11 protein-coding genes are annotated in these 13,141 nt (G+C 71.3%); 2 read left to right on the top strand and 9 right to left on the bottom strand.

Features of this window, described 5'->3' with window-relative positions; all coding sequences use genetic code 11:
* Position 1: 1 nt before the first annotated feature.
* Genes ABZ738_RS19160 through ABZ738_RS19180 form a run of 5 tightly spaced genes read right to left on the bottom strand, consistent with a single transcriptional unit; the run spans position 2 to position 5,585 of the window.
* Positions 2-1,852, bottom strand: coding sequence for a GMC oxidoreductase (locus ABZ738_RS19160; RefSeq protein WP_357214855.1), 1,851 nt, complete (start codon positions 1,850-1,852; stop codon positions 2-4).
* The gene (locus ABZ738_RS19165) at positions 1,849-2,925 is read right to left on the bottom strand and encodes a hypothetical protein (protein ID WP_357214858.1); all 1,077 of its coding nucleotides are present in this window, start codon (positions 2,923-2,925) and stop codon (positions 1,849-1,851) included. Before ABZ738_RS19165 ends, ABZ738_RS19160 begins: the two co-directional genes overlap by 4 nt.
* A gap of 16 nt (positions 2,926-2,941) precedes the next feature.
* Positions 2,942-3,751, bottom strand: a complete 810-nt coding sequence (locus ABZ738_RS19170) for an ABC-2 family transporter protein (RefSeq protein ID WP_357214861.1) — start codon at positions 3,749-3,751, stop codon at positions 2,942-2,944.
* On the bottom strand, positions 3,748-4,572 hold the full coding sequence (locus tag ABZ738_RS19175; protein WP_357214864.1) for an ABC-2 family transporter protein: 825 nt from the start codon (positions 4,570-4,572) through the stop codon (positions 3,748-3,750). Before ABZ738_RS19175 ends, ABZ738_RS19170 begins: the two co-directional genes overlap by 4 nt.
* Positions 4,569-5,585, bottom strand: coding sequence for an ATP-binding cassette domain-containing protein (locus ABZ738_RS19180; protein ID WP_131050885.1), 1,017 nt, complete (start codon positions 5,583-5,585; stop codon positions 4,569-4,571). The genes ABZ738_RS19175 and ABZ738_RS19180 overlap by 4 nt, the downstream gene beginning before the upstream one ends.
* Before the next feature lie 173 nt (positions 5,586-5,758).
* On the opposite strand from ABZ738_RS19180, the gene ABZ738_RS19185 reads away from it, so the two are divergent.
* Positions 5,759-6,652: an aminoglycoside phosphotransferase family protein gene (locus tag ABZ738_RS19185; RefSeq protein WP_357214868.1), complete on the top strand. Its 894-nt coding sequence runs from the start codon at positions 5,759-5,761 to the stop codon at positions 6,650-6,652.
* Here the strand turns inward: ABZ738_RS19185 and ABZ738_RS19190 are convergent.
* The gene (locus tag ABZ738_RS19190) at positions 6,641-7,948 is read right to left on the bottom strand and encodes an FAD-dependent oxidoreductase (RefSeq protein ID WP_357214871.1); all 1,308 of its coding nucleotides are present in this window, start codon (positions 7,946-7,948) and stop codon (positions 6,641-6,643) included. The genes ABZ738_RS19185 and ABZ738_RS19190 overlap by 12 nt on opposite strands.
* Before the next feature lie 40 nt (positions 7,949-7,988).
* The gene (locus tag ABZ738_RS19195) at positions 7,989-9,659 is read right to left on the bottom strand and encodes a thiamine pyrophosphate-binding protein (protein WP_357214874.1); all 1,671 of its coding nucleotides are present in this window, start codon (positions 9,657-9,659) and stop codon (positions 7,989-7,991) included.
* A gap of 134 nt (positions 9,660-9,793) precedes the next feature.
* Here ABZ738_RS19195 and ABZ738_RS19200 point away from each other — a divergent pair, with 134 nt between their 5' ends.
* On the top strand, positions 9,794-11,296 hold the full coding sequence (locus ABZ738_RS19200; protein WP_161594866.1) for an AMP-binding protein: 1,503 nt from the start codon (positions 9,794-9,796) through the stop codon (positions 11,294-11,296).
* Here ABZ738_RS19200 and ABZ738_RS19205 read toward each other — a convergent pair.
* Positions 11,249-12,148, bottom strand: coding sequence for a PHP domain-containing protein (locus tag ABZ738_RS19205; protein ID WP_131050880.1), 900 nt, complete (start codon positions 12,146-12,148; stop codon positions 11,249-11,251). The two genes, ABZ738_RS19200 and ABZ738_RS19205, sit on opposite strands and share 48 nt — an antisense overlap.
* Positions 12,138-13,082, bottom strand: a complete 945-nt coding sequence (locus ABZ738_RS19210) for an NAD-dependent epimerase/dehydratase family protein (RefSeq protein ID WP_357214878.1) — start codon at positions 13,080-13,082, stop codon at positions 12,138-12,140. The genes ABZ738_RS19205 and ABZ738_RS19210 overlap by 11 nt, the downstream gene beginning before the upstream one ends.
* Positions 13,083-13,141 lie beyond the last annotated feature (59 nt).

Consider the following 13,141-nt stretch of genomic DNA (forward strand, 5'->3'; position numbering starts at 1 on the left):
GTCAGGTGCTGAGGTGGGCGGCGAGGCGCATGGCCAGCGCCGCCAACGTCAGCGTCGGGTTGGCCGCCGGTGAGTTCGGGAAGACGGACAGGTCGCAGACATAGAGGTTGCGGTGGCCGACGACACGCAGGTCCTCGTCGACCACCCCCGGCCGCTCCCGGCCCGGCGTGTCGCGACCCATCCGCATGGTGCCGACCTCGTGCGACACCCCGCCGAGCGGAGCCCAGAGCTGCTCGTACACCTCGCCTCCGAAGGCGGACACCACATCGGCGGTGATCGTGTCGAGGGCGTCCTGGACCTGGTGGGCGCGCGGGCTGGGATGGATGCGGATGGTGGGCAGCGCGGCGGGCTTCCCGCCCACCGGCCGGGTATCGGTCAGGGTGACGGCGTTCTGCTCGACCAGCGGCGCCTCGACCATGAACACGAGTTCGCCCGGCATCTTCCCGTCGACGGTGGCCAGGTTCGCGCCGGTGAACTCCAACGCGTTGACGAAGCGGAACTGGTTCAGGTTCGCGCCGAGGTCCAGCGTGACGCTGTACGGGTGGACGGGGTCGGTGTCGGCGGCGTCGGTGAGGTGCCGGGAGACGGTCTTGCTGGAGTCGAACCGGCTGTACCAGTCCCCGCCCTGCCGCATCCAGAACTTCACCACGTGGATGGGATGGTCGGTGATGCCGCGTCCGACCAGCGGGATGTCCTCGGCGAGGCCGGACGACTGCGCGACGGCGGCAGTGCCGACGGTGCCGGCGGCCAGCACCACCACGCCGTCGTCGGCCAGTCGGTAGGTGCGGTCCCGGCCGGCCAGGTGGTCGTACGTCACCACACCGGTGACCTCGCCCGCCGCCCGCTCGACACCGACCACCTCGTGGTTCAGGTGGACCCGCAGGTTGCCGAAGCGGCCGTCCTGCATCGCGCGGCTGAGCAGCAGTTCGGCAGCCGACCAGATACCCGCCGGCACCGCCCCGGGGACCGGACCGCAGTACTCGATCGCCATCGGGGGATCGAAGTGCCGGAACTCGGCCAACGCGGGCAACTCCCGCAGTTTCGCCTTGACCATCGTCTGGTACGACGACGGGACCAGGGGAGTGACACGGGTCAGCTGCTCCGCGCGGTCGTACCAGACGTCGTACAACTCGTCGCGGACCGCCTCCGGCCAGTCGCGGAACTCCCACCGGTGCATCCGGGGTGCCGAGGCTCCCCAGAACAGGGTCCGGCCGCCGAGGTTGAGGCCCTGCGCGATGCGTGCCTTGGCGCTCTCGGCGTCGGCGGCCCGCCAGCGCCGACGCCCGAACGCACCCCAGTGGTGAAAGATGTTGGGGTACACGTCGGGACCGACCGGTTGGTAGCGGGCCAGGTTGCCGGTGTGCGTCCCGAACAGGTAACTACCGGCCTCCAGCAGCAGGACACGCGGTGGCCGACCGCCCCGCCACGGAGTCTCGGCGAGCTGGTACGCCAGGGTGCCGCCACCGGCACCGGAGCCGACGACGATGACGTCGTAGCGCTGCGTGGACTCCGGATCGCCGGGGAAGAAGTGCCGGGCGACGTGCGACTCGCCGACGAGGACGTCCTGGTGCCGCGCGAAGTGGACCCGCCCGTCGATGCGGCAGGTCGGGGCGGCCAGTTCGGCGGTGCTCAGGTGCAGCGGCCCGTCGAGCTGGGGGTCGCCGTCGAGGACCACGACGACCTCGACACCGTCGGGATGTGCCGCCGGATCGAGCGTGGCGGTCCACTCGCCGGTGCGCTGGTCGTACCGGAAGTCCTGCGTGCCGGCGCCGACGATCCGTAACTGGAGGCGGTCGTCCGGGCGCAGGGCCGGCATCCGCAGGAGCACCGTGCACACCGCGTCCACACTCACGTCCCGCCACCCCGTCCCGCGTCCGTCGGCGTGCCCTGATGGCCAGGCCGGTGATCCGTGGCCGGCTCCTGCGTCGGATGACGCCGGATCTCCTCCACGGCCTGCCGCAGCACCCGCACCTCGGTGTCGAAGACGCGCTCCAGGCGCGGCATGGCCTCCTCGTCGAACCGGGAGGACCGCCCCTTCTGCTCGTGCCACAGCATCCCGTTGCGCAACGCCACCGCGTCGGTCTGCATCGCACGGCAGTCGTCCACCAGCGGTGCCAGTGCCGGGGCGAGTTCGGCCAGGCGGAGGAACCGCTCCGTCATCAGCCGCTTGTGCTCCCAGAGCACGTGCAGGTACCGGATGTCGTACGCGGCATCGCCGTTGAGGTAGTCGCGCAGGTAACCGCGCAGCGGCACGTAGGAGTCGACGCCGTAGGCCCGCTCCCACTCCTCCTGGAGCATGTCGACCCGGCGGCTCGGATTGGCACCGGACAGGTACTCCTCGAACGCGCCGCCCACCACGTGCAACCGCATCCGGTAGCTGGCATCCGGTCGCAACCGGTAGAAGTAGACCTGGAAGCAGTCGTTCTCCACCTCGTCCAGGCTCGCGTACGCGCGGGCGACGTCGTCCTGCCCGACGGTGGTGGTCCGCAGCGACCCGTTCGCCGTGTAGCCGTAGACGGTGAAGGTGCCCTCGTCGTCGTCGACGCCGCTGAGCAGCACGTCGTGGGTCTGGTGCCACTGCTGGTAGGGCGCCCGGCCCGGCAGGTGGTGCTCGTCCAGGTTGAGATAGGGGTAGTAGCCGGCGCCGATGGAGTCGCGGCAGAGCGCGACGATGTCCGCGCCGACGCACGCGACCCACTCACGGCTGGTCCGGACCACCTCCAGCCACGGACTGATCGCGTGGTCGTAGAGATAGAAGCCGAACGGCACCGGCGAGTCCGGTGCCTTCGGGTCGAAGGCGACGTGGATGTAGTTGCTCAGGATCCAGTCCCGGGCCCGTGCCTCGGTGGCCAGGATCGCCAACGGGAACGCATAGAACTGGTAGCCCCGCGCCAGCGGCTCACCGAGCGGCAGCTGTCTTCTCATACCGATGCCTCTCCTCTCAGCTACCGGTCATCTCGTACCGGCGGATGCCCATGCTCCAGATGCCGTAGCCGACGCACAGCGCGCCCGCCGCCACCAGCGGGGTGAGCCAGACCAGCCGGCCGTCGCCGCCGAGCAGGAACTCCACCGGGATGTACGCGGTGAACGCGAACGGCAGCACCCACGTCAGCACGGACCGCAGCACGCCCGGATAGATCTCCAGCGGGAACGCCGCGAACTCGGAGAGCTGGTTGGCGGCGTGCATCGCGGGTTGGCTGGTGATCGTCCAGAAGGCGATCGAGGCGAAGATGAGCTTGATCCCGGTGTAGATCAGCGTGCCGCAGACCACCAGACCGGCACCGACCAGGACCATCTCGGCGTCCACGTCCAGCCCCAGTCGCCGGCCCGCGTACCCGAGCAGCGCGAACCCGACCAGCAGCTCGCCGAGCGCGTCGGGCCAGAAGAACCGCTCCGACAGGACGCTGAACAGCGGGTTCACCGGACGGATCAGGTGCCGGTAGAAGTCGCCGCTGCGGATCAACTGCCAGGCGACCACCCACAGGTAGTCGGTGAAGAGCCGGTCCAGCCCGCGGGGCAGCAGCGCGAAGCCGAGCAGGAACAACACCTTGTCCAGGGACCAGCCGCCGACTGTGGGCACCAACTGGAAGATGCTGCCGATCAGCAGGACCTGGACGCCGACCCGGAGCAGGAAACCGACGCCACCGAGCAGGAAGTCGGTGCGGTACGCCACGAGTCGCCGGAGGCTGACCCCGCCGAGGAACCAGGTCAGCCGCAGGTAGCGCAGCGGCGTACGACCGGGGCGGGTCATCCGCCGAGCACCTGTACGCGTCGGACGAACACCCGCCACAGCACCGCGCACGCGCCGGCGAGCAGCACCGCCCAACCCACCTGCCCGGCCAGGACGACCGCCGCGTCGGGCGCGCCGTCGTACCGACCGGTCAGCAGACGGACCGGTGCGTACACCATGGACTGGAAGGGCAGGACCGAGGCGGCGGCGGCCAGCGGCGCCGGCATCAGGTCGAGTGGTACGAGCTGACCGGCGAAGAACACCACGACGCTCTCCTTGACGATGCGGATGCCCCAGATGTTGGTGGTGACGATGCCGCAGAGCCCGACCAGCATGTTGAGGCTGAACGCGATGACCACCGAGGACGGCACCGCGGCCAGGAACAGCAGCAGGTCCACCGGGGCCGGGGACTGTAGGGGGAAGAGCACCGCAAAGATCAACAACGTGGGCAGGCCCACCATCAGCAGATTCGTGATCAGCACCGGCAGGGCGGTGAAGATCCGCATCACCGGGTAGCTGACCGGACGGATCAGCGCGACAGCGATGTCCCCGCGCAGGATGTCCTGCCCGATCTCGCTGTCGACCTGGTTGGCGTGCAGCACACCGAGTACCTGGGCGGCGATCAGATAGGTGGTGATGCCTTCGATCCCGAAGCCGCCGGGGCCCGTGTCGGGGCTGGCCGCGTAGACCGCACGCCACAGGAAGACCACCACGGCGGTGCTGGTCGCCGTGGTGGCGAGGCTGACGAAGAAGCTCGCACGGTACTGCAGGGTCGCCTGCAGGCCGCTCACCGCGAACGGCAGGTAGCGGCGCAGACGCAGGGAGGGGACGCCGACCGTCATTCAGCCGTGCTCCGCGCCGGCTGGCGACCACCGTAGATCTCCCGCAGCACCGTCTGCAGGTCCGGCTCCGGCGCGAAACAGTCGGTCACGTCGAAGCGGTGCAACACCCAGGTGAGTACCTCCCGGGCGGTGAGCCGGTCGACGGGAAAGCTGATCGTCACCCGCCGCTGGTCGTCGACGGAGACGCTGGTGCCGGTCAGTGCCTCCTCGATCCGGGCCGCCACCTGTCCCGGCGACTCGTCCCCCCGGTGGTCGAAGTGCACCGCCCGATGGCGGGCCGTCCGCAGCAGCGCCGCGAGCGTGCCCTGGTGCACGATCCGGCCCTGGTCGACCACCAGTACCTGGTCGCAGATGGCGGAGATGTCGCTGATGTCGTGGCTGGTGAGGAAGATCGTCGTGCCGTGGTCCCGGTTGATCTGGTTGGCCAGGTCCCGGACGGCCTCCTTGAGCACCAGGTCCAAACCGATAGTGGGTTCGTCCCAGAAGACCACGGCGGGGGTGTGCAGCAGACTGGCCGCGATCTCCGCGCGCATCCGCTGCCCGAGGCTGAGTTCCCGGATCGGGGTGGTGCCCAGCGCGTCGATGTCGAGCACGTCCCGGAACAGCGACAGGTTGCGCCGGTAGACGGCCTCGTCGATGTCGTAGATGTGTTTGAGGATCCGGAACGAGTCCGGCACCGACAGGTCCCACCACAGTTGGCTGCGATGACCGAACACGACACCGATGTTTCCGCTGTTGCGGACCCGCTCGCGGTACGGCTCGATCCCGTCGACCGTGCACCGCCCGCTGGTCGGGGTCGTCACGCCGGTCAGCAGCTTGACCGTGGTGGACTTGCCGGCACCGTTCGCCCCGAGGTACGCCACCCGGGAGCCGGCCGCCACCTCGAAGGAGACCTCGTCCACCGCGGTCACCGTGGTGTGACGCCGGCTGAACAGGGTCCGGAGGCTACCCAGCACGCCCGGCTCACGTTCGTACCGCCGGAACGTCTTGGAGAGCCCCTCCGCCCTGATCACCGCGCGTCGACCCGGCCGTGAACATCCGTCGTGACAGCGGATCGGCCCGGTCGAGTCAGCATTGCCAGACGATATGGGGTGGCCGTCGAGCGGGCAATACCCATTGATCGTCGTTCCCGGTCATGGGTGACCGGCGTGAATTGGTTGATCACGCCCTCTGATATCGTGACTCGATGCAGGCGGACGCGGTGATCGCGATCGACGAGGCGGAACGGATCGCCCACTCGACCGGGCAGCGGGTGGTGGACGCGGTCCGCGTCCGGCGTGGATATTCGAACAACCGGCGGTGGCTCGCCCGGCTCGACGACGGCCGCACCGTCTTCGTCAAACACGCCGACGACGAGCCCGGAGCGATCTGGTTGCGCCGCGAGCACGCCGTCTACCAGCAGTTGCACGCGCCGTTCATGCCGGAGCTGCTCGGCTGGCACGACGACGGTGAGCTGCCCGTGCTCGTGCTGGAGGATCTCTCCGCCTCGACCTGGCCGCCGCCCTGGTCACCCGACCAACTCCGGGCGGTCCAGGACACGCTGCGCGACCTGGCGGCGCGCCCCGCCATCGACGGCCTGATCCCCGCCTCACAGACGCAGTACGGCCAGGGCGGCTGGCCCGAGATCGCCCGCGACCCGGCACAGTTCCTGGCGTTGCGGGTCTGTTCCCCGCAGTGGCTGGACAAGTGCCTGCCCACCATTCTCGACGCCGCGGACTTCGCCGGCATGGACGGCGACTCGGTCACCCACCTCGACGTCCGCAGTGACAACCTCTGCTTCCGTGGCACCCAGCCGGTGCTGTTCGACTGGAATCACGCCGCCCTCGGCAATCCGCAGTTCGACCTCGCGTTCTGGCTGCCCAGCCTCACCCTGGAAGGCGGACCGCAGCCGGCCGATCTGCTCACCGATCCCGACCCGAGGGTGGTCACCCTGGTCACCGGCTTCTTCGCCAGCCGGGCCGGTCTGCCGTTCCTGCCGAAGCTGCCGCTGGTCCGCGAGTTCCAGCTCCGTCAACTCCAGGTCGCGCTGCCATGGATGACCACCGTGCTGGGGCTGCCCCCGGCGGAGTCAGTCGACTGAGCCACCGGCCCGGTGCGCCAGGATCTCCTCGGCCCGGACCCGGCCGCGCAGCACCGCGTCGTCCGAGTTGATATAGAGCCACTCACCGAACCGGCCGGCACAGTGGATCCGCCGCCGCCGGAACTCCTCCAGCAGATGCCCGCGCGCCTCGACGGTCCCCGGCGTCTGCACCGGGTACGCCCGAGGCACGGTGACCACACTCGCGGCGCTCACCCGGTCGTCGGCCCCGGCGATCCCGATGCGGCGCAGCGCCGCCAACACCCGATCCGGCAGGCCCTCCGGGTCGACCCGCTTGTGCGCGGAGAAGCTCACCTCGGCCTGGATGCCGAAGCACGGGCGCGCGCGCAGCTCGGGGTTGGAGTTCGAGTTCAGCACCAGCTTGTGGAACGGGATGTCGGGATCGGCGCAGTAGACCCGCTGCATCTCGGTCATGGCCGGCCGGTCGAAGACCAGGTTCACCAGATGAAGACTGTTGTGCCGCAGCTCGGCGGCGGCGTCCCGGCAGCAGTCGTCGAGACCGTCGGTGCGTCGCACCAACTCGTCCAGCGGCATGGTGGAGACGAGATGGTCGTAGTCGATCGTGGCGCCACCCTCGACCCGCACCGTCGAACCACCGGGGCGGACCTCCACGACGTCGTGCCGCCGGATCCGGTCGCCGACCGTACGCAGAAAGCCCTGGTAGAGGTTGGCGAAGCCACCGGTGGCCGGATACCGCACGACGGCGTTCGGGAAGTCGGAGAATCGGTCGGGCCGCAACGCCCCACCGACGATCGCCGCCACGTCCGGGGTGACCACCCGGTTGCTGGTCCAGCCCGGCGCGATCTCGGTCAGCGGGAAGGCCCACAGCTTCTCGTTGTAGGGCAGCAGGAAACGGGCCGCGATGCCGGGCCCGAAGGTCAGCTCGATCCACTCCCGCAGGTTCGCCGGTGGCGCGGCGAGCGGCTGCCGGCGGGCGGCCTCGTAGAGGCCGACCAGGCACTCCTCCACCACCTCCGAGGGCAGACCGTGCAGATGACTCTGGAAGGGGTACCGGACGAAGGTGTCGTGACTGTGCACCCACGCCTCGCGGGGCTGCGCGTACACGCCCGGCTCGCAGAGCTGCTCGACCAGCTCCCGGACGTCGTCGTGCTTGGTGAAGAAGGCGTGCCCACCGAGGTCGAAGGTGGCACCCCCCAGGTCGAAGGAGCGGCAGAGGCCACCCGGCTCCGCCTCCGACTCCAGGACGGTGTACTCCTCGTCGCCGAGATGGTAGGCCGCCGACAGACCGGCCGGGCCGGCTCCGATGATGACGATCACGAGTGTCGTCCCTCCTGCCCGACCGCTGCCGGCCGGCGTCTCAGCATGGCTGCCACCGTGGCCGGCGCAGGTAGCCCTCGGGCGAGGCGATGGCGAGCTGGAACCAACCGGAGACCAGGGTCGGGTCGAGCCGGCAGTCCAGGACGTACGGCCCCTCCGGGCGGGCGATCCAGTCGCGGATCGCCACCAGGTCGGAGACGTCCCGGACCACCGTCCCGGCCGCCCCCAGCGCCCGGCCGACGGCGGCGAAGTCGGTGGTCGGGAACAACGCGTCGGTGATGGGCAGGCCGCGCATCTCCAGTTCCCGCGCCTCCGCGCCGTAGGCGCTGTCGTTGAGCACCAGCAGCAGGATCGGCAACCGGTGGCGGACCGCCGTCTCCAGCTCGCCGAGGGCCATCAGCGCGCCTCCGTCACCGACGGCGGCGACCGTCGGGGCGTCGGGGCGGCCCACGGCGGTGCCGACGGCGGTCGCCAGGCCCAACCCGATCGACTCGAAGTCGAACGTGCTGACCCGCGCCCGGGGTGCGGCGACCCGCAGGTGACCCACCGCGTTCCCGGCCGCGTGGCTGCTCTCCTGCACCACCGACCGGTGTGCCGGCAGCCACGCGTCCAGCGTGGACAGCAACTCGCTGAGGTCGACGAAGCCGGGTGCCGGTGTGCCGGTCGCGGACGCCGGGGACGGCGGCGGCGGATCCCACGGCCCGGTCCGGAAGCCGGTGGCCCGATGCCCGCCGCGCCGCAGTTCGGCGGCGAGGGACCGGGCGGTGGCCGTGGTGTCCCCGGTCAACCGGACGGTGACCGGGGCCGACGCGGCACGCCGGGGATCAAGCTCGCAGTGCACGATCTCCCGCACCTGCGGGAAGAGGTGCCCGCCCCGGGTGGTGTACCGGTCCATGCCGGTGCCGAACGCCAGGATCAGGTCCGCCGTCGCCATCAGATCGGCGGCGTACGCGGTGCAGTGCGCGCCGAGCAGCCCCACGTTCCACGGCTCACCGGCGAACAGCCCGTCGGCGTGCAGGGTCGTGCCGAGCACCGCACCGGCCCGCTCGGCCAGCTCGATCAGCGCCGCCCGGGCCGGGGGTGCGAGTGCGCCACGACCCGCCACCAGCACCGGTCGACGGCTCCGCCGGATCGCCTCCACCGCGGCGTCCAGAGCGGCGGCGTCCGGAAGCGGATGCGGTGCCGGTTCGGGCGGCCCGACCGGCTCGACCAACGCCTCGACCGGCTTGCGTTGCACGTCCAGCGGCACCGTCAACACCACCGGCCGACGATCGTGCACGGCACGCCGGGCCGCCTCGGCGATCTCCGGGCCGACCCGGTGCGGCTCGTCGAGGCGGCGGTGGGCGACCCCGACCGCGTCGAGCAGCGGCGCCTGGTCCAGGAACTGGCCGTAGTCGCCGTGCGTCGTGGCGGTGTCCCCGGCGAACAGCAACAGTGGTGTCTGGCCGCGCGCGCTCTCCAGGATGCCGGTGAGCGCGTTGCTGAACGCGGGACCGACACTGACCGTCGCGACCCCGAGCCGACCCGTGCTGCGCGCGTACGCGTCGGCCATGGTGACCGCGTTCGTCTCGTGCCGCGCCCCGATGTAGCCGATCCCGTGTCGGTGCACCATGTCGAGCAGGAATCCCATGTTGCCCCGGCCCATCAGACCGAAGACATGCCGTACGCCGAGCCGGTGGACCGAGGCCGCGATCGCTTCCTGCACCCGCATTCAGGCCTCCCTGACATCGAGGCGGACCGGCCGTGGGGCCGTGGACGCAGGCCGCCGTCCCAGATCGACCGCGGCTCGGCCCGGACCGGGCTCGGAGGTCTTCGCGAAAGACAGTTCTCGATATGATTGACCTTATGATCCATTCCGAGAAGCTGTCAACGACGGCCCCGACGATCCGCATCGGCGACCGGATCAGGGAGTTGGCCGCCCGGCATCCCGAGCGAACCGCGGTCATCGTGCCGGACGCCGTCGGGACCCCCACGCTGACCTGGGGCGAACTGGACCGCACCAGTGACGCGGCGGCCGGTCGACTGGCAGCCGCCGGAGTGGGCCCGGGCGTGCTCGTCGCAGTGCGCCTGCCGATGGGTCTGGACCACGTGGTGGCCACCCTGGCCGCCTGGAAGCTGAGCGCCACCGTGCTCCCCCTGGATCCCGAGTCGACCGAACGGGAGTTCGCCGTCCTGCTCGACACGGCCCACCCCGCCGTCGTGGTGGCCACCGCTCCGCACGACGCGGTGACCACCGTGCCGGCGGCAGAGCTGTGGACGGCACCGCAGGTCGACCCCGCGGCGTTCCCCGCCGGCACCCCACGCTCCGCACACGCCACCGGCGGCAGCACCGGACGCCCCCGGATCATCCTGCGCCGCCCCGACTGGGTGTACCCGGCCGACGACTTCCCGTCGACCGGCGACCGGGCGGTGGGCCTGGACGTCGGGCAGATTCAGCTCGCCATGATCCCGCTGCACCACGCGGGGTTCACGAAGCTCTACCACGGCCTGGCGCTCGGCCACACCGTGGTGCTGGTGCCGCAGGTGGTGCCGGCCCGCATCCCCGAGCTGATCGAACGGCACCGGGTCAACTACTTCATCATCGTGCCCAGCCTGATGCGCCGGCTGCTGGCCGTGCCGGCACTGCGCGAGGTCGACGTCTCCTCGGTGACCACCGTGCACCAGAGTTCGGCGGGTGCCCCGCCGGAGCTCAAGCGCGCCTGGATGGAGGTGTTCCCGCCGGAGACCCTCTACGAGGGCTACTCCAGCCAGGAGCGTATCGGCGCGTTGTGGATCCGGGGCGACGAGTGGTTGCGGCACCCGGGCAGCGTCGGACGACCGGTGGACTGCGAGGTGCGGGTGTACCGCGAGGACGGTGGCGTCGCGGCGGCGGGCGAGGTGGGGGAGGTGTTCCTGCGCTCCCGGTTCACCCGGCAGCCCAGCTACCTCGGCGACGGGCCGGCCCTGCCGGAGCGCGACGGCTTCATGAGCCTCGGCGACGCCGGCTTCCTCGACGAGGAGGGCTACCTGCACATCGTCGGCCGACGCGCCGAGATGATCAACGTCGGTGGGGTGAAGGTGTATCCGGCCGAGGTGGAGGAGGTGCTGCGCCAACACCCCGGCGTCGCGGACGTGGCCGTCGCCGCCCGCCCGCACGCCGTACTCGGGCAGGCCGTCCACGCGGTGGTGGTCCCGGCGGTCGCCGACGCGCCACCGGCGAAGGCGGACCTGCGGCGGCACTGCCAGCTCCTGCTCTCCACCGCGAAGATGCCGTTGACCTACGAGTTCCGGGAGACGATCCCGCACACCGACACCGGCAAGCTACGCCGCTCCACCCTGGTCGGCTCGCCCGCTGCCACCAGCGGCTGAGCGCGGCGACCGGACCGGATCCTCCGGCCGGACGATCCGGTCCGCCAGCCGCTCCAGGTAGCGCGGGTCCACCGGCACCGGCGGCGGCTGGTACCGCGGATAGCCGTGGTGATCCCGTCCGGTGCAGGCCGGGATGCCGGTCTCGGCGCAGAGCGCGGCCCACTCGGCGGTGGCGCGAGCGTCGTGCCGGGGGGTGTGCACCTCGATCGCGTCGAGCAGCGGTAGCACCGCCCGCATCCGCTCCGGGCTGCGGGAGCGCCCCGGGTGCGCCCACACCAGCAGCCCGCCCGCGTGGTGCACCACCTCGGCGATCTCCACCGGCTCCGGCATCCCCGCGTACGCCTCGGGGGGCTGTCGGGCCAACGCCGCGTCGATGACCTGCCATACCTGCGGGTGGGTCGCCCGACCGGTCCGGATCACGTCCCGCGCCACACTGTGCGGCATGACGAGGGCCTCGCTGTCGTCGTACGCGGCGCTCTCCGGCACCGTCACCCCGGCCTCGCGCAGCGCCGCCCGGGCGGCCAGCGCGTCCCGTCGCCAGATCCGCCGGTTGGTCGCCAGCAACGCGGCCAGGTCGGGGTCGTCGGCGCGTACGCCGTGCGCCAGCAGGTGGTTGTCGTGCCGGACCGGAGCCGCCGTGATCTCCACACCGACCACGTAGGACAGACCGAGCTCGGCGGCCCGGGCCGCCGCGGCGGCGGTGCCGGCCAGCGTGTCGTGGTCGGTCAACGACACCAGCTCCACGCCGGCGCGGGCCTGCACGGTCACCAGCTCGGCGGGACGGTTCCAGCCGTCCGACAGTCGGGAGTGCCCGTGCAGGTCGGCGACGACCCCGGCCGGCTCAGTCAACATGCAGGTGCCATTCCGCCTGGGCCCGGACCCCGTCGCGCAGCCCGACCCGGGGCGTCCAGCCCAACAGCTCCCGCGCCCGGTCGATGCACCCGCCGGTGCGGGACACGTCGCCCGGGGGCGCCCCGCCGTCGCGCACCCGTACGGGTCGGCCGGTCACCTCCTCGACGAGCCCGATCAGGTCGGTCAGGGAACGTGCCGACCCGCCGGCCACGTTCAACACGCAGCCGGGCGGCACCGGACGCGTCCCGGCGGCCATCGTCGCGGCCACCACGTCGTCGACGTAGGTGAAGTCGCGCACCTGCCCACCGCTGCCGTAGACCGGGAACTCCCGGCCGGTGGCCAGGGCGTCGAACATCCGGTGCAGCGCCATGTCCGGCCGCTGCCGGGGCCCGTAGACGGTGAAGTACCGCAGCACCACGGTGGGCACCCGGCGCAGGTCGGCGTAGACCCGGCACAGGTGTTCCGCGGCCAGCTTGGTGACGCCGTACGGGCTGACCGGACGTGCCGGGGCGTCCTCCGGCGTCGGCCACCGGTGCCCCTCGCCGTACACCGAGGAACTGGAGGCCATCACGACCCGGGGAGCCGGATCGGTCGCGGCGGCGGCCTCCAGCATCCGCTGGGTGACGAGCACATTGTGCGTCACGTAGTCGCCGAACCCGCTGCCCCAGGAGGTACGCACCCCGGGCTGACCGGCCAGGTGGAAGACCACCTCCACCCCGTCCAGCAGCGGGGCGGTCGGTGTACTGGCGAGGTCGACGGTCACCAGCTCGAAACGGGGGTGGTGGCGGACCGCGGCCAGGTTGGCCAGTTTCGTCGCGGGCGGATAGCCGGAGGTGAGGCAGTCGACGCCGCGCACCTCGTCGCCGCGCGCGAGCAGCCGCTCCACCAGATGGCTGCCGATGAAGCCGGCCGCTCCGGTCACCAGGACGCGCATCAACGTCCTCGACGCCGGTGTCGCCGACCGTTGTAGATCGAGATCATCGGCATGATAAT

Source organism: Micromonospora sp. NPDC047793, assembly GCF_040642635.1.
In the GTDB taxonomy this organism is placed as follows: domain Bacteria; phylum Actinomycetota; class Actinomycetes; order Mycobacteriales; family Micromonosporaceae; genus Micromonospora.

Bases quoted from the DNA above. Each gene is read 5' to 3' on its own strand.
- ABZ738_RS19210 (WP_357214878.1), bottom strand. From the start codon at position 13,082: ATGCGCGTCCTGGTGACCGGAGCGGCCGGCTTCATCGGCAGCCATCTG.
- ABZ738_RS19200 (WP_161594866.1), top strand. From the start codon at position 9,794: ATGATCCATTCCGAGAAGCTGTCAACGACGGCCCCGACGATCCGCATC.
- ABZ738_RS19165 (WP_357214858.1), bottom strand. From the start codon at position 2,925: ATGAGAAGACAGCTGCCGCTCGGTGAGCCGCTGGCGCGGGGCTACCAG.
- ABZ738_RS19205 (WP_131050880.1), bottom strand. From the start codon at position 12,148: ATGTTGACTGAGCCGGCCGGGGTCGTCGCCGACCTGCACGGGCACTCC.
- ABZ738_RS19185 (WP_357214868.1), top strand. From the start codon at position 5,759: ATGCAGGCGGACGCGGTGATCGCGATCGACGAGGCGGAACGGATCGCC.
- ABZ738_RS19175 (WP_357214864.1), bottom strand. From the start codon at position 4,572: ATGACGGTCGGCGTCCCCTCCCTGCGTCTGCGCCGCTACCTGCCGTTC.
- ABZ738_RS19195 (WP_357214874.1), bottom strand. From the start codon at position 9,659: ATGCGGGTGCAGGAAGCGATCGCGGCCTCGGTCCACCGGCTCGGCGTA.
- ABZ738_RS19170 (WP_357214861.1), bottom strand. From the start codon at position 3,751: ATGACCCGCCCCGGTCGTACGCCGCTGCGCTACCTGCGGCTGACCTGG.